General features: G+C 59.9%; 16 protein-coding genes. 10 read left to right on the top strand and 6 right to left on the bottom strand.

Annotation, left to right across the window (positions count from 1 at the left end):
- Nucleotides 1-431: 431 nt before the first annotated feature.
- From QZ648_RS20480 to QZ648_RS20460, 5 genes are all read left to right on the top strand, one after another.
- Nucleotides 432-1,148, top strand: a complete 717-nt coding sequence (locus QZ648_RS20480; protein ID WP_291998149.1) for a DUF2971 domain-containing protein — start codon at nucleotides 432-434, stop codon at nucleotides 1,146-1,148.
- Between the two features lie 89 nt (nucleotides 1,149-1,237).
- A complete protein-coding gene (locus tag QZ648_RS20475; protein ID WP_291998148.1) occupies nucleotides 1,238-1,630 on the top strand; it encodes a hypothetical protein in 393 nt (130 codons plus the stop codon).
- 82 nt (nucleotides 1,631-1,712) lie between these two features.
- Nucleotides 1,713-2,516 (top strand): DUF2971 domain-containing protein, encoded by an 804-nt coding sequence (locus QZ648_RS20470; protein WP_291998147.1) that lies wholly within the window; start codon nucleotides 1,713-1,715, stop codon nucleotides 2,514-2,516.
- A 331-nt stretch (nucleotides 2,517-2,847) separates the two neighbouring features.
- The gene (locus QZ648_RS20465; protein ID WP_291998146.1) at nucleotides 2,848-3,276 is read left to right on the top strand and encodes a YciI family protein; all 429 of its coding nucleotides are present in this window, start codon (nucleotides 2,848-2,850) and stop codon (nucleotides 3,274-3,276) included.
- Nucleotides 3,273-4,520, top strand: coding sequence for a DUF6596 domain-containing protein (locus QZ648_RS20460; protein ID WP_291998145.1), 1,248 nt, complete (start codon nucleotides 3,273-3,275; stop codon nucleotides 4,518-4,520). The genes QZ648_RS20465 and QZ648_RS20460 overlap by 4 nt, the downstream gene beginning before the upstream one ends.
- A gap of 553 nt (nucleotides 4,521-5,073) precedes the next feature.
- Here QZ648_RS20460 and QZ648_RS20455 read toward each other — a convergent pair.
- A complete protein-coding gene (locus tag QZ648_RS20455) occupies nucleotides 5,074-5,814 on the bottom strand; it encodes a PEP-CTERM sorting domain-containing protein (protein ID WP_291998144.1) in 741 nt (246 codons plus the stop codon).
- Nucleotides 5,815-6,373: 559 nt separating this feature from the next.
- Nucleotides 6,374-7,273 (bottom strand): LysR family transcriptional regulator, encoded by a 900-nt coding sequence (locus QZ648_RS20450; RefSeq protein WP_291998143.1) that lies wholly within the window; start codon nucleotides 7,271-7,273, stop codon nucleotides 6,374-6,376.
- A gap of 130 nt (nucleotides 7,274-7,403) precedes the next feature.
- Between QZ648_RS20450 and QZ648_RS20445 the strand changes: the two genes are divergently transcribed.
- The 3 genes from QZ648_RS20445 (at nucleotide 7,404) to QZ648_RS20435 (ending at nucleotide 9,837) form a co-directional block, all read left to right on the top strand.
- Complete coding sequence (locus tag QZ648_RS20445) at nucleotides 7,404-7,949, top strand: peroxidase-related enzyme (protein ID WP_291998142.1); 546 nt, start codon at nucleotides 7,404-7,406, stop codon at nucleotides 7,947-7,949.
- Nucleotides 7,950-8,002: 53 nt separating this feature from the next.
- A complete protein-coding gene (locus tag QZ648_RS20440) occupies nucleotides 8,003-9,292 on the top strand; it encodes a pyridoxamine 5'-phosphate oxidase family protein (protein ID WP_291998141.1) in 1,290 nt (429 codons plus the stop codon).
- Between the two features lie 77 nt (nucleotides 9,293-9,369).
- Nucleotides 9,370-9,837, top strand: a complete 468-nt coding sequence (locus QZ648_RS20435) for a nuclear transport factor 2 family protein (protein ID WP_291998140.1) — start codon at nucleotides 9,370-9,372, stop codon at nucleotides 9,835-9,837.
- A 398-nt stretch (nucleotides 9,838-10,235) separates the two neighbouring features.
- Here the strand turns inward: QZ648_RS20435 and QZ648_RS20430 are convergent, their stop codons facing one another.
- The 3 genes from QZ648_RS20430 to QZ648_RS20420 all read right to left on the bottom strand — a co-directional run bounded on the left by QZ648_RS20430 (nucleotide 10,236) and on the right by QZ648_RS20420 (nucleotide 12,845).
- Entirely contained in the window at nucleotides 10,236-10,442 is a 207-nt protein-coding gene (locus QZ648_RS20430; RefSeq protein WP_169067381.1) for a hypothetical protein, read from the bottom strand.
- A 47-nt stretch (nucleotides 10,443-10,489) separates the two neighbouring features.
- Complete coding sequence (locus QZ648_RS20425) at nucleotides 10,490-10,945, bottom strand: hypothetical protein (protein ID WP_169067380.1); 456 nt, start codon at nucleotides 10,943-10,945, stop codon at nucleotides 10,490-10,492.
- Nucleotides 10,946-11,021: 76 nt separating this feature from the next.
- Nucleotides 11,022-12,845, bottom strand: a complete 1,824-nt coding sequence (locus tag QZ648_RS20420) for an acyl-CoA dehydrogenase C-terminal domain-containing protein (protein ID WP_169067379.1) — start codon at nucleotides 12,843-12,845, stop codon at nucleotides 11,022-11,024.
- A 244-nt stretch (nucleotides 12,846-13,089) separates the two neighbouring features.
- Here QZ648_RS20420 and fabR point away from each other — a divergent pair, with 244 nt between their 5' ends.
- On the top strand, nucleotides 13,090-13,758 hold the full coding sequence (gene fabR / locus QZ648_RS20415; RefSeq protein WP_291998139.1) for an HTH-type transcriptional repressor FabR: 669 nt from the start codon (nucleotides 13,090-13,092) through the stop codon (nucleotides 13,756-13,758).
- 68 nt (nucleotides 13,759-13,826) lie between these two features.
- On the opposite strand, the gene QZ648_RS20410 is transcribed toward fabR, so the two are convergent.
- Nucleotides 13,827-14,438: a TetR/AcrR family transcriptional regulator gene (locus QZ648_RS20410; protein ID WP_291998138.1), complete on the bottom strand. Its 612-nt coding sequence runs from the start codon at nucleotides 14,436-14,438 to the stop codon at nucleotides 13,827-13,829.
- Nucleotides 14,439-14,624: 186 nt separating this feature from the next.
- Here QZ648_RS20410 and QZ648_RS20405 point away from each other — a divergent pair, with 186 nt between their 5' ends.
- The gene (locus QZ648_RS20405; protein WP_291998137.1) at nucleotides 14,625-15,839 is read left to right on the top strand and encodes an efflux RND transporter periplasmic adaptor subunit; all 1,215 of its coding nucleotides are present in this window, start codon (nucleotides 14,625-14,627) and stop codon (nucleotides 15,837-15,839) included.
- The last annotated feature ends 1 nt before the right edge of the window (nucleotide 15,840 follow it).

Raw genomic sequence — 15,840 nt, 5'->3', positions numbered from 1 at the left:
TCACGCTGTGGCCGCGCGGAAAATTCGCCGGCGAGCACGCCGCTGCGCTACATTCTTGAGCGTCAGCAGTCGGCCAACCCGCCGGTCGAGGTGGTCATCCAATTTGAATAGCCAAGGCGTTCCCTGACGCGGCTGAATGTCCGGAATTCGGCAAGCAACTTGATGCTTGCACTGTCTCGACCCGGCCAGCAACGGACGCTGAAGAATTCCGCCCAAAACGGCCATTGAGGCTCTCTCAGTGTATGCTATCCCCCTACACACGAAGTGCTGCTTTTCGCAGAGATTTGGTAGCGCGTAGAAGTAGCCGCCGTACGCGCGAAAGCCTGCGATGGTGAGGCTTACAGCGTGTCGCGCGACGCTGACTTGGGGATCAGGCGGCGGAGTTGTAGCGCAAAACCGTCTCCCGATAACAACGTTAGGCCAACTTAACCATGAACGCTTCACCAGAGGTGTCAACCGACGTCGACTTGAAGCCTGGACAAATTCTCCGCCGATATTTGGATCTCTACAAATATCTTGACCTTCTCTGCTCTCGAGAACTTTACTTCAATCGCGCAGACCGATTTTCTGATCGATTTGAGGGCGCATTAACACCAGCATTCCGCAAAGCCCGAAATGAAGCTCACCGACAGAAACTCGTTGACACTGACGCCGATCATTTCTACAGAAGGTCTCGTATTGGGAACTACGCAAATTGCTGGAGTTTAGGAGCCCACGACAATATGGCATTGTGGCAGTTATACGGCGCTTCGCAGAATGCCGTAGTCATCACGACGACGGTTGACAAGCTGGTTAAAACGGCTCTTGAATGGAATGAGCAAATTCTTATTCATAAGGTGCAATACATTGATCACTTTAAGAATCCAGACATGATTGTGGGGCGTTACACCGATTTTCTACGCTTCAAGCACAAAGCTTATAGATATGAGGCGGAAGTTCGTATGATCGTACCACGCCAACATAGCCAGTGGGAAAACAACCCCAGTGCAATTCGCCTGCCGGTACGCAACTTGAACACATTGTTTCGGAGCGTGGTGGTTTCGCCAGAGGCCGAACTATCCTTTTACAATCTGATTAAAGATGTAAGCCAAAAATATGGCATTACAAAACCCATCCGTCGTTCAAAGCTTACTTGGCTGCCAAAGTAAACCGAGCAAACGGACAATACACGCCGTACTGATTGCTCACTTCGTTCTCGTCGCTTAGCTGAGCGCGGGACCTAAAGGTAGGGACTTCTATGAGCGCCAGTGAAAAGAATGCTGCACTTGCCAACGTCGCAAATGGAGTGAGCATAGTCTCAGTGAGAAAAGCCAAGGCGCAAATTGGTAAAGCTCTTGTTCACGTTCGCTTTTGCGCAAGAAACCTAGACGCATCAGGAAAGTTTAAGTTCAACATCAACCCCAACACTCTTAGCGCCGACTACGAACTTTGGGTTTGCGGAAGCTCAGCGCTCTATTACTTAATGCCAGTTTCGTTTATTCGCGCAATTTACGACAACCCAGCTACCTACATCGACCGCATTCACCCAGAAATACGAGTGGTGTCCGTCAACGCAGATGCACATACCGTTACTTACGCGGCAGGTGGTGTCAGCAGCAGCTTGCAGGGTTATCTTTGCGCTACTCTTTGATGAGGCGCAACCTGGCGTTGTTCTCGCCTCCTTAGGTCGCTAGACGCGGCGCGATGACGCGGTGCGAGGCCACTCAAAACAGATGAAAACTGATTTGCTTCGTTATAAATATCTCCCTTGCAATGAGGGATCGCTTTCTGTGCTAAGCGACGGTACAATGAAATTCACCTCACCCAAAGATTTTAATGATCCTTTCGACTGCGCTCCTGATTTTGACCCTGCACAACATTCTAAATATATAGCGACTCGAAGCGATTTAATTAAAAATGCTGGATATGCCCTGGGACTATCTCCTGCCCAGCGAATTCAAAAAAAGCCGGAGATGATAAAACGCTACGAGAAGGCGGTTAAGTCCCCGGAATATGGCGGCGAATTCACTAGTCGAATAGGAATATGCTCCCTTTCAAGAGACCCTTTAAACCTTTTAATGTGGGCGCACTATGCGGAATCGCACACGGGGTTCGTAGTTGAATTCAGCATACCAACGTCCGCCATGGGAACCCACAAGGAAGCAACAGATTGCATCCTTAAATGGCTATATCCACAAGAGGTCAAATATGCGCAAGAAAAGCCTAGTATTGACCCTTTTGATGATCGCCTCGTCAGTACGGAGAAGCACTTTCTTGTAAAAAGCGCTGATTGGGAATACGAACAAGAAGAAAGAGTTGTGGATTTCATCCGTGGCCATGGCATTCATCCGTATGACCGGGAACGTGTTCTCAAATCAGTCATAGCAGGAATGCGAATGAAAGAGGAAGAATTTGACGAGCTTAAGTTAACAATTGAGGCCCTAAACAAAGAATTAGCGACGAATGTAACTCTACATAGGGCTAGGCCACTCCAAGGTAAATTTGCACTGTATGTGCCTGATAGGCTGGAGCTTTAACAACCTAACAAGCAGATGAAGATCGACTCGCTAATCGCGCGCGACTTATCCACGGCGTTGAACGTCTGCTTCCTCGACGCCGGCGGTCGGCTATGGGTCGTCAGCACTCTGTGATGAATGGCCGCTTCGGGGAAGCGAAACTTCACTGACCGCTTTCCGTCGACGAAGTCGACGAGAGGTCGGTCGCATCACGACCCAGAAGGGCCATTCGCTGCCCTGATCTCGCCGCCGCAAAGCTGCCAGCCGGAGTAGTGCAACCCCGAAAGTTGGGGGGCTGTCGAAATGCGCCGCCGCCGTTCGTCGAGTAATGTAACCATTTTAGGAGACTTCCATGCCCCGTTATATGATCCAAGTTCGCGCCACCACAATGAGCGAGTCTGGCGACTTCCCTGATGACCCTACGCTCGTCCCACGTATGATGGCCTTCCACGACGAGATGGCCAAGGCCGGCGTGCTGCTCGATGGTGCCGGTCTGCAGCCCAGCAGTCAGGGATTTCGCGTGCAGTACGACGCCGCCGGTCAGGTGCTCGTCATGGACGGTCCCTTCGCCGAGACCAAGGAGCTGATTGCCGGCTACACGCTGATCGAGGTGCGATCACACGACGAAGCGCTGGCCTGGGCGCAGCGATTTCCGGCTCCGTTCCCTGGTCAGCCCTGCTGCATCGAGGTGCGCCCGCTGATGGGCGGCATCGACCTGCCACCCGAAGATGCCGAGCGCATCATCCGCGAACAGCTGGCCGCCATCAAGCAGGGCGGATGACGCCTCCCATCGAAGCCGTCTGGCGCCTGGAAGTCAGGCGCCTTACCGGGGCTCTGCTGCGCGCAGGTGCTGATCTGGCGTTGGCCGAAGACTGCGTGCAAGACGCGCTGGTGGCAGCGATGCAACACTGGCCGGCCGAGGGCTGGCCCGAACGCCCCGGCGCCTGGCTGATGATCGCCGCGAAGCACCGCCTGTTGGATCGAATGCGCCATGCACAAATGGCGGCGCGGGAACAGCAAGCGCTGGGTGATGACGCCGATGCGCGCGCGGCCCACCTCGCGCCAGACCCGCTGGACTTGCTGCTGGCCGACGAGGCCGACGAAGTGGGTGACGACGCGTTGAGGCTGATGTTCATCGCCTGCCACCCCAAGCTTGCGCACGCGGCGCAATGGGCACTGACCTTACGCCTAGTGGCTGGACTGACGGTGGCCGAAATCGCGCGCGCCCTGTTCGCCAAGGAGGCCACCATCGCTCAGCGAATCACGCGCGCCAAGGCGCAGCTGGCCGGTGAACCCTTCGTGTTGCCGCCGGCATCCGAGCGCGCCGCGCGTCTGGATGCCGTCTGTACGGTGCTGTACCTGATGTTCAACGAAGGCTATGTCGCCAGCAGCGGTGCCGAGTGGACGCGGCCGACCCTGTGCCACGAGGCCCTGCGACTGGCGCGACACCTCGCCGCCTTGCTTCCGACGGAGGCAGACGCGCAGGCGCTGCAGGCGTTGATGGAGCTGCAAGCCTCACGCCTGCCGGCGCGCACCGATGCGCTGGGCCGTCCAGTGCTGCTGCTGGAACAGGATCGGCACCGCTGGGACCGCCTACTGGTGCGACGCGGCTTGGCTGCGTTGGCGCGCTGCCGCAGCCTGAATGCACTGCGATCGGAGGGGCCGGGCACTCTCACCCTGCAGGCCGAACTGGCGGCGGTGCATGCCCGCGCCACCTACGCCGAAGACACCGACTGGCCTCATTTGCTGCGGCTCTACGACGCACTACTCGCGTTGCAACCCAGCCCCGTCGTTGCGCTTAACCGCGCCGTTGCGCTGAGCCACGCGATCGGGCCGGCGCAAGCGCTCCCGCTTGTGGAGGCACTCCCCCTGGCCGGCTATCCCTGGTGGGCCAGCGCGCGTGCCGACCTGCTACAGCGCTTGGATTGCATCGAGGAAGCGCGCGAAGCCCTGCGCCAGGCCATTGCCTGGACTGGGAACGAACGTGAGCGCGTGTTGCTATTGGAGCGCTTGGGGCGCATGTAGGCAATGCACCGGGCCGGCCCGATTTTTCAGAGCATACGACAGTCGAAAGAGAGGAACTGGAGTCACCACGGAGCTGCGCATCGTCTCCAGGAAGCTGCCGTCCACGAACGGCCGGATATGGCCGGGAGGTTGAGGTCGCCAATGGCCGCTGCGGAGAATTCCAGTTCGCAGAATCTGGATTTGGCTGACTGACCGGTTTGGAGAAACCTGATCGGCCGCTGAGGGTCGTCAGCACTCGGTGATGAATGGCCGCTTCCGGGAAGCGAAACTTCACTGACCGCTTTCCGGCGACGAAGTCGACGAGAGGTCGGGCGCATCACGACCCATTCCTGTCCTTGAACCTCGCGAGCGTTGGATGGCCGGTGCTGCTCCCGCTGCCGACATTCGCTTTCCATGAAGGCGAACAGGCGCAAAGCTCGAAGCCAAAGCAAGACGAGCTGCCATCGCCCGTCGTGGCCAGCGCCGGGCACACGAAACAAGGGGTGGCTCTTTTGGAACCACCCCCGACTCATTGCCCAGCCCTGCGATGCTCGCCGGGCGCTAAATGCGCGCCTCAGGTGTTGCGGTTGCGGCGCCGGCCGATACCCAGCGCGCCCAGCACGCCCAACGCAGCCAGTGCCAACGTGCCGGGTTCGGGCACGTTGTTGAGCTGCTGCGAGAAGCGCTGGTCGAAGCCGAACAACGTGGCCGTATCGGTGGCGTCGGCCGCCCAGACCAGAATGTCCTTGGTGACGTAGACCGACTGCTGCGGCGCGAAATTCGAACTGGCCGAGATTACGGAGTTCAGCGTCCCGTCAAGATTTGAGAACTCCGTGTAGATGTAACCCGACGTTGTCGGGTCCACGAAGGCGTCGCCCACCCACTCTTGGATTCTGACCCCCAGGTCGTTGGCCCCGTCACCGTTATAGAACACGCTCGCGCCAAACGGAGCAAACGCAAGCGTGTTGTCCTTGATCAGCTTGCCCACCGGTGCCGTGACACGAAAGCCGAACGCGAGATCAATGAAGTTGTAGTTGTCGTTGCCCGTCACGGTCAGCTCGCCGTTCAATGCCGTGAAGCGCAGGCCGGGGCCAGGGTCCATGCCGCCATCGTCGAGCGCGGTGACGTCTATGTTGGCGTAGTTCGCGACTCGCCCGTCACCCGACATATAACTGAGCGCCGTGAAGCTGTTGAAGACCTTGTCGCCGGCGGTGATGCTGCCGCCACTCAACAGGTCCGACAGAGTGATGGCCTGAGCGCCGCCAACGCCGACCAGCGCCAGCGTCAGTGCGCTGATTTGCAGAATGCGTTTCATGATCGTGTTCCTTTTCTGAAGCTAAGGAAGGAAAGGATAGGAAATAATTGATTTTTCATTTTTCACATCCTGATAGACAACTCGCCTTTGTGTGAGCAATATATATGCCGGAACTACGTTATATTTAAATACAACAACTTACGTTAGCGCCATCGCCAAAAGCCTTTGCGGGTGTAAAAATTTTCGACAGTTGGAGACTCTGACAGCGGGCACTTGCCGGAACCATCGCCTTGTCAGGGTCGTCAGGGACAGTTCTCGCTGCTTGACCGCCCGCCAAGCGAAACAATTGGTCAGAACCGGTTCAACGGCTGCTGACTGGTGGGTTTGGGTTCTCCAGAGCCAGAGTCCACTTCTCGCCGATGCAGTTGAAAAACTCAGTTCACGCCCTCAAAGAGACTTTGAGTTCATCTAACAGCGACGCAGTCGTTTACCGCCAGCAAGATGATGCTACAGCTGCCGATCAAAAAGAGTGGTCCTGGCGGGAAAATTGCCCGTCGCTGGCTGGAACGGTAATCGCGGCTTTCTCAAGAGAACGAATGCCTGCGGGAGGGGCACAAACTCACTGCAATGCGGTATCTGCCCGCAGCCTTTCCACAGCCAGATCGACGAAACTTCTAACCTTGGCCGATCCGTGGCGCCCCTCCCGATGTATCACTTGAACCGGCATCGACGCCTCGTCAAACTCCGCCAGCACTACCTCGAGCGTGCCAGTCGCCACTTCGCTTGCCACCTGGTAGGAAAGCAGCCGCGTCAGGCCAAAGCCGCTCCTAGCGGCTTCCAGGGCTCCGTCATTCGTATTCACCAGAATCCGCGGCAGGAGCTTGATGCCGACCTTTTCCGTCCCTCTTGTGAACGTCCATTCCGAACCGGTGGACACTGAAGTGGCTGCAATGATCTGATGGTGCGCAAGATCCGCCGGGGTTTGGGGATTGCCGTACTTTTTCAAGTAGGCCGGCGATGCACAGACAACACGACGCACCTGCCCGACCCGAATGGCCCTTAGGGAGGAATCGGGCAGTACCCCGATGCGGATGCCGACATCGAGACCTTCATCCATCAGATTGACCACGCGATCGACGAAGAGCGCCGACACGGTGGTTTCCTTGAACGTCGTTTGGTAGGCCGTGATGACGGGCATCACGTAAATTTTGCCAAACAGCACCGGCGCCGTGATCGCAAGGTGTCCGCGCGGCGTGGCATTGATGCCGGCCGCCGCGTCATCGGCCTCGTCCGCCTCGAGCAGGATGCGCCGCGCGTCCCCAAGATAGCGGACGCCGGCGTCGGTGGCCCGTACCAAGCGGGTGGTGCGTGTCAGGAGCCGCACGCCCAGCCGTTCTTCAAGGAAAGCAACGGCACGGGTCACGGCCGGTGGCGACAGGCGCAGTCGCCGCGCTGCGGCGGCGAAGCTTTCCTCTTCGGCCACGGCGACAAACACGGTCATGAGATGAAATCGATCCATGTGTTATTCCTTCGAATGGAATAGTGGATTCAATTATATAGCTATTCTTATATTCAGTGGACTTTGGCAAAGTGACAACCGTCGGCAGCACACGACACACCCAAACCCAAAACCAAACAGGAGAATCATCATGGCACGCATCAATCTCGTTACCGCCGAATCGGCCAATCCGGAACAGAAAGCTCTCTTCGACGCAATCCATGCCAAGCTCGGCATGGTGCCCAATTTCCTCAAGGTCTTTGCCAACTCGCCGGCCGCCCTCAAGGCCTTTCTGGGACTGCATGGCATCGCAGGCGACGGTTCGCTCGACCCGCAGACGCGCGAGCGCATCGCCCTTGCCCTAGCCCAGCAAAACAGCTGCGAGTATTGCCTGTCGGCGCACACGGCGATCGGCCGAAAGGCTGGCCTGGATGGCAACGAGATCGAGGCCAATCGTTCCGGTACCAGCCACGATGAAAAAGCGGCAGTCGCCGTCAGGTTTGCCCGCTCGCTGGTCGCCCACATGGGCGAAGTCACCACCGCCGAACTGCTGGAAATGCGCAATGCCGGCTACAGCGAATCCGACATCGTCGAGGTCATCACCCACGTCGGCATGAACATCCTGACCAACCTGCTGGGCAAGGCCGGACGCGTCGACATTGACTTCCCGAAAGTCGAACTGAAGCTTGCCGCCTGATCATGTCAACCAAAACCGGGGGCCACGCCCCCGGGGCCGCATGGAGGTTCCCCATGGCACGTGCATTCGCAAAGATCGCCTTCACCCCGAGAGTTCAAGCCGCCCAGGCGCGGATGGGCAGCCGCGACGCCTACCGTTCAACCGAGTTGGGCGATGCCGAAACGGTTGAGCTCAGACCCGTCGAGATCGAGTTCATCGGTGCACGTGACAGCTTCTACCAGGGCACCGTGGGCGAGAACGGCTGGCCCTACGTCCAGCACCGCGGCGGACCGATGGGTTTTCTGAAGGTACTGGGACCACAGACGATCGGCTATGCCGACTTCTCTGGCAACCGCCAATACATCTCGGTCGGCAACCTCGACGGGGATGACCGGGTCAGCCTGTTCCTGATGGACTATCCCGCGCAGCGCCGGCTCAAGATTTGGGGACGCGCACGCCTGATCGACGAGGACACGGAGCCGGCACTCGTTGCCCGCCTTGAGTCGCCCGACTATCGGGCACGGGTCGAGCGTGGGGTGATCATCACGGTGGAGGCGTTCGACTGGAACTGCCCGAAATACATCACACCGCGCTTTACCGAGCGCGAAGTCAGGGGGCTCGTCACCGGTTGGCAGCGGGAGGCGGAACAACGCAATACCGCCGCCGCAAGCGCCGAAGAGATCGGTCGCGGCGCGCTGAAGCTTGTCGTTGCGGGCATACGCCAGATGACGCCACGCGTCCGGGCCTATGAACTGCGTGCCCCCGACTGGACCGAGTTGCCTCCGGTCACGGCAGGCGCGCATCTCGCCGTGCCTGTGCGACTTCCGGACGGCGCTGTGGTCACCCGGCAGTATTCGCTGGCAACCCATCCGCACCGGCGCGACAGGTACGAGATTGCCGTGCTGCACGAGCAGTCAGGACGCGGCGGCTCGGCGGCCATCCATTTGTCGTGGCAGATTGGCACCCTACTCGCTGTCGATCATCCGGCCAATCAGTTCCCGCTCCATGATGACGATCGCCCGGCCATTCTGATCGCCGGCGGGATTGGCATCACGCCGATCAAGGCGATGGGCCAGGTGCTCAAGGCGCGTGGCAACACCTTCGAGCTGCACTACAGCGGCAGGAGCGGCGCCGAGATGGCCTATCGGGATCGGCTCGAAGTCGAGTTTCCCGGGCAGCTGCATCTGTATTTCACGCGCGTCCCAGGGGGAGCCCGCATCGACTTGCATGCGGTGATGCGTGCCGCCCCGGCTGACGCGCTGTGTTACGTCTGCGGCCCCCGCCGCTTGATCGAAGCCGCCAAATCAGCAGCACACGAACTGGCAATCAGCGCCGGGCGTGTGCAGTACGAGAGTTTTGAATGAACGTGGGCGTGCTGGACAACGGCTGGCACGCCCAGGCGCGAATTGTTTTTTTTGACCCGCTCACAATGAGGTGATCCATGGAAACCAGACCCCCCGTCCCACCCTTTACCGAAGATTCTGCAAGACAGAAGGTTCGTATGGCCGAAGACGCCTGGAATTCGCGCGATCCCGATCGCGTGGTGCTGGTCTATACGCCGAATACTCGCTGGCGAAATCGCGCCGAGTTTCCCGTCGGGCGCGACGAAGTGCACCAGTTCCTCACCGGCAAGTGGGCGAAGGAACTGGACTACCGGTTGATCAAGGAGTTGTGGGCCTGCGCTGGCAACCGCATTGCTGTGCGTTTTGCTTATGAATGGCACGACGACTCCGGGCAGTGGTTTCGCTCCTACGGCAACGAGAACTGGGAGTTCAATGAACAGGGGTTCATGAAGCGCCGCTATGCCAGCATCAACGACCTCCCGATCAAGGCCACCGACCGCAAGTTTTTATGGCCTCTGGGACGACGCCCTGACGAGCATCCGGGCCTCAGCGATCTGGACCTGTGATCAGAGCAAATACGGGATCTTGTGTATCCGCCCGTGACCGCGAAGGCCGATCAATAGCCCGACGCCCAACAGTGCAGAGCGGCCGGTGTCTGATGGGCGAGCAGCCGTTCGCGAAGCTCGGTTTTTGGGGCCTGCTTCGGCCGGTTCTGGCCGGGTGTGTGAGATCACGAACGGCAGCTTTGTAGCAACGAAACCCGCGGAAGCCCAGTCTGCCTGAGTGACAGCTTCAGAGAAGTCCGGATGGCCCCTTTGGGTCGGAACCGGGCGTAGCGAAACGGTCGAAGCAGCCGTTCGGTGCAATTTCCCGTCCTGCGCCCGGTAAAGGAACCCTGCCGGAGGTCCGCCCAGAGTGACGCCAATGTCCGAAACGGCCGATGACCAGGCGAGGTGCGCCTCTTTCAGAATGCCTGCTTGAAAGCAAGTACCGGTCGTTGATTGTCGTCGCTCGGACTGCGCTTGCGCTCATAGCCACCAGATTTGCACGCTCTTACGCCGCCAACACGATGCTCGATATTCTGGCGCCTGCCGGCATCGGCCGGACAAGCTTCGGCGGCGGCCAGGCCACTGGCTGCCGCCGCGCTCGTCCCCGAACGGTCGCTGCTCAAGTCTCGTCTGCGGCTGCCGTGATGGCCGCAAGCGCCACGACCGGCTGTTATGGAGCGGCAAGAGTGCGTAGGTGCTTGGCAACGACCAGCAGTTGTGCGTGATCCATGCGCGTGAGGAACTTGCGACTAACCGAGCTGAGCAGCTTGACCGCCCCGGATATGCCGAGTCGGGCCGACTGCTCGCCGACAAAGCCGACTTCAGCCTGTTTGAGCGGTTTCAGGAAATAGTAATCCATGCCCGCATCGATCAACTCGGTGACCAGGTCGGCAATGGCCTCTCCGTGGCCGGGCTCACTTGGCCGTGTATCGAGTGCCGAGAGGACGGTGTCCGTTTTCTCACGAAGAGCCTCTGAATAATAGAAGCGCAGGGATGGCTGGGTGGAAGTGCTGGCCTTGGCTTTGACCGTGCGCGGCTTTTTGGCGGCGATCGGAATGCTCTCCTTGGCTGTCTTGGCGACAGGAGTGTCGGCTGCTTTTGTCGATGAGCTTGTTGTGGTGGGCACAATTTCTCCTTTGTTTTGTCGGGTCAGGGTGTGGCGTGATGCAGATGGCTTGCCTTGCCGCATTGTTCAAGCCGAATCACAGGAACGCGAAACTTGCGTTGTCCATCTGCATCAGCGAGTGCGTTGGCGCCAGTGCGCTGCTGCGGTGGGCGTCGGCCCGCGGCAGGATGCGGTCAAAGTAGAAGGTGGCCGTCTGAATCTTGGCGCGATAGAAATCGGCGGATTCGCTTCCTTTGCCGTTGAGCAATAGCGTTTGCGCTTTCTCCGCCTGCAAGGCGAGGAAGTAGCCCATCATGACGTAGCCTGAATACATCAAGTAGTCCACGCTCGCCGACCCCACGAGATCTCGATCCTTGCCGGCGCGTAGCATGATGCGCAGCGTGAGGAGATTCCACTCGACGGCGCGCTTCATGATTGAGCGCGCCATGGTGCCGGTGGGGCCGCGCGCAAACAAGTTGGCTCTTGCCAGGCGCAGCATGAGGCGCGTGAATTCGCGCACGCACTTTCCCTTGGTGCCGATCAATACCTTGCGGCCAAGCAGGTCGAGCGCCTGGATGCCGGTGGTGCCTTCGTAAAGGGTGGAGATGCGCGCATCACGGGCGATCTGCTCCATGCCGTGCTCGTGAATATAGCCGTGCCCGCCGAACACTTGCATGCCGATATTGGCGGCTTCGAGGCCCATTTCGGTAAGAAAGCCCTTGAGGATGGGGGTGTAGAAGCCGAGTTCGTTGTCGTAGCGGTCGTAGTTGGTCTGGTCGTTTTCGAGCGTGGCGTTGAACATCAGGTCGGCTGTCTGGGCGGCCGCATAGATCATCGCCCGCCCCCCTTCGGCGATGGCCTTTTGGGTCAGCAGCATGCGTCGCACATCGGCGTGCCAGATCAGAGAGTCGGCGTTGGCCTCGGGTTCCTTCTTTCCCGAGAGGGCGCGCATTGATCGTCTGTCTTTGGCATAGGCCAGCGCGCCCTGAAAAGAGGCTTCGGCGTGGGCGACACCCTGGATCGCGATTCCGATTCGGGCGGTGTTCATGTAGGTGAACATGGCTTCCAGGCCCTTGTTGGGTTCGAAAATCAGGTGCCCGGTTGCCTCGTCAAAATTCAGTACGGCGGTTGCCGAACCGCGAATTCCCATCTTGTGTTCGATGGAGCCGCAACTGACGGTGTTGCGCTGGCCGGCAGAGCCGTCAATGGCGACAAGAAACTTCGGCACGACGAATAGCGAAATGCCGCGTGTGCCGGCCGGGGCGTCGGGCAGGCGGGCGAGGACGATGTGCACAATATTCCCGGCCAGATCGTGCTCGCCCGCCGAGATGAACATCTTGGTGCCGGTGAGCTTGTAGCTGCCGTCGGGCTGCGGCGCGGCCCTGGTCTTGACCTGCGCCAGATCGGTGCCGCACTGCGGCTCGGTCAGGCACATGGTGCCGGTCCACTCGCCGCTGACGAGCGATGGTAGATAGAGCGATTTTTGTGCCTCGGTAGCGTAGCGCAAAAGGGTATTGATGCAGCCCAGGCTTAGTCCCGGATACATGTTGAACGACCAGTTGGCGGCGCCCATCATCTCGGTCTTGAACAGGCTGAGCGATGTTGGCAGCCCCTGGCCACCATATTCCGTCGGGAATGAAAGTCCCTGCCAACCGCCGTCGACGAACTGGCGGTAAGCCTCTTTGAAACCAGCCGGAGTAGTGACTTCGCCGGCGTTGAAGTGACAGCCCTCCCGATCGCCGGAAAGATTGATCGGCGCGAGGACCTCTTCGCACAAGGTAGCGGCGCCTTCAAGTACGGCGTCCACGAGCTCGGGTGTCGCCTCGCTGCCGTTGGCCAGGCCCGCGTAGTGCGCGGGATAGTCGAGCACCTCGTTGATCAGGAAGCGCATGTCGCGCAGGGGAGCTTTATAGGTCGGCATGCTGCTGTCCTTCGAGAAGAGGGCAAAGTGACTCGGTGCCGCGTTCGCTGTGTGAGCAGCGATCAGCGGCCACTTTTGCCGGGCTGCGACGCTTAGTGCACGAGTGTCCTCTGAAAACTTTCTGATAGCAAGCTTGCTCTTGCCGTCTATAGGTAGGAACATGATTGTTAAGCGATAATAGGTCAATTTCATGCACGTCGTTCGATACACGTGTTTTTATAGCCACTGAAACAGGAGTGTTGCCATGCCCGCCGATAGAACGGCATCGACGAATCCCCAGTACCTGACACGCAGCGCGCGCAAGGACTTGACGCGCGCGAATCTGCTGCAGGCCGCGCTGACCTTGATGGGCGAGGGGCGCAGTTTCACCAGTCTTGGATTGCGTGAAATCGCCCGCGAAGCCGGCGTCGTCCCGAACGCCTTCTATCGCCATTTCCGCAATACCGATGAGTTGGGTCTGGTGCTGGTTGAGGACGTTGGGATTACGCTGCGGCGGCTGTTGCGCGAGGCACGCAAGATGGCGGTGGCGCCGCGCGACATGCTGCGGCGTTCAGTCAGCGTCTATCTGGAGTACGTCAAGCTGAACCGCTTGCAGTTCATGTTCATCTCGAGCGAGCGCTCAGGGGGCAGCCGCATCCTGCGCCTGGCGATTCGCAATGATGTCTCCCATTTCACCAATGAAATGGCGCAGGATTTCCGGATGCGCGGCCTTTACACGCAACTGCCAACGGCAAGTTTGCAGATGGTTTGCGGGATCATCGTGATGACCATGCTCGCGGCGGCAACCGACATTCTCGACCTGCCGCCCGGGCAGGCCCTGCTCGAAGCCGAAATGTCGGAAAACTTCGTGCAGCAACTCAAGATCATCCTGTTTGGCGCGACCCGCTTGAATGAGGAATTGAGCAGACGCTGAGGGCGACAGACCACTCTTTCCCCCCGCGTACCCCGCCGCCGCTTACGCCCGCCGGGCACGCTGCCGGCTCACGAAAGCACCAGATCGCGGACCACCTGCTGGAATTTTCGGGCGATCAATTGACGGTCGGCGGCCGGATTGCGTATGGCGCGCACCATCAGACCTTCAAACATCGCCGCGATCACCTCGGCAATTGTTGAAATCGTTGCTGGGTCGTCGGCGAGGCCGTGCGCCTGCCGCAAGGCCCTGAGGGTTTCTTCGAGACCGGCGCTACGCCGACTGTCCGCCGCACGCACGATTTCGGCGATCGTCGGGTTGCGCGACGCCTCGGCAACGATTTCCAGCTTGAGTCCCGCAGCATGGGGATCCAGGTTTCCGAGCACACCCGTTGCGGTACGCAGGGCCAGCGCCTCGAGCATGTTCTCTGCCGCCTGCACCTCGGCGGTGAGCGTCAGCAAGCGCTCGAGTTCACGCGCGACAATGGCGGCAACGATCGCCTCCTTGTTCGCAAAATAGTGGTAGATGTGGCCTGCACCCATGCCGGAAGCTGTTGAGATCTTCGAAATGCTGGCTCGATGGAAGCCGTATTCGCGAACGCAGTTCTCGGCGGCGTCGAGGATTTGGGTGCGCCGCGCTTCCGCGCGCGAGCATTCCGCGGCAGGGTGCATTTCTTCGGTCATCGACGGTCCACGGAGTGGCTGAGAAAAGTTCGCAAACAGTTTGCAATGGGCCAGGAAAGATACACTAGATTGAACGTTCATTCTAGTTTATCCTTCGCCACCTATCCAAGCGCTCCTGCCCAGGAGTCTCCGACGCTACCGACTCCACCAACCCTACCAACTACACTGACTCCACCGAGGCACAACATGAATCTCCCATCACGGCTGCCATCCCCAAGCCTGGTATTCGCGCTCGCCAGCGCCCTGGCGCTGGCCGCATGCAGCGACGGTGGCCCGCAGCAGGCAGCCGGTGGCGCTCCCGCAGCGACTCCGGTCGGCGTGATCGTGGCCAGCACCGAGGCGGTCAGGCTGACCACCGAACTCCCCGGACGCACGGCGGCGTACATGGTCGCCGAGGTACGGCCGCAGGTCGGCGGCATCGTGCAGCGACGGATGTTCACCGAGGGTAGCGAGGTCACGGAAGGACAAACGCTCTACCAGATCGACCCGGCAAGCTATCGCGCCACCCTGGAAAGCGCCAAGGCAGGTCTCAGCCGCGCCGAAGCAAACCTTTATGCTGTCCGGCTGAAAGCCCAGCGCTACGCGGACCTGGGGAAGAAAGGGATGATCAGCAAGCAGGCCGACGACGACACCGTGGCGGCCCTCAAGCAGGCCGAGGCGGACGTCACTTCGGCGCAGGCTGCGCTGGTAAAAGCGCGCATCGACCTCGCCTATACCCGCGTGCCCTCCCCCATCGCCGGCCGCAGCGGACGCTCGAGCGTCACTGCCGGCGCGCTGGTGACCGCCAATCAGGCTGACCCGCTGACCACCATCCAGCAACTCGACCCGATCTATGTCGACCTCACCCAGTCGAGCGTCGAACTCCTGCGCCTCAAGCGCGATCTCGCCGATGGCACACTGCAGCAGCTTGCAGAACAGGTGGTTCCGGTACGCCTGCTGCTCGAGGACGGTAGCGAATACGCGGCCAGCGGCCGGCTTGCCTTCTCGGGCATTTCGGTCGACACGGATACCGGCAGCGTGACCCTGCGTGCGGTCTTTCCGAATCCGCAGGGTGAGCTGCTGCCCGGCATGTACGTCCGCGCCCGTATCGCACAGGGCGAGATCGAAAAAGCCATCCTGGTGCCGCATGCCGCGGTGACTCACGATCGGCGCGGCAATGCCGTGGTGATGGTGGTCGGTGCAGAGGACAAGGTCGAGGCGCGCCAGGTGACCACACCCCGTTCGATCGGCGACAAGTGGCTGGTAAGCGCAGGACTGGCCGCGGGTGACCGGATCATTGTCGACGGGCTGCAGAAAATCCGTCCGGGCGCAGCAGTGACGGTGCTGGAAGCCGGCGCCGGTGGCGGTGGCGGTGCCGGAGCAACGGCGTCTGCGGCGGCGTCCGCTGCGGCCGCGAAGTGAG

This window comes from Candidatus Accumulibacter sp. ACC012 (assembly GCF_907163155.1).
Classification (GTDB): domain Bacteria; phylum Pseudomonadota; class Gammaproteobacteria; order Burkholderiales; family Rhodocyclaceae; genus Accumulibacter; species Accumulibacter delftensis.
Note: the sequence above shows the minus strand (reverse complement) of the source record. Positions and strands in the feature narration are given on the sequence as shown.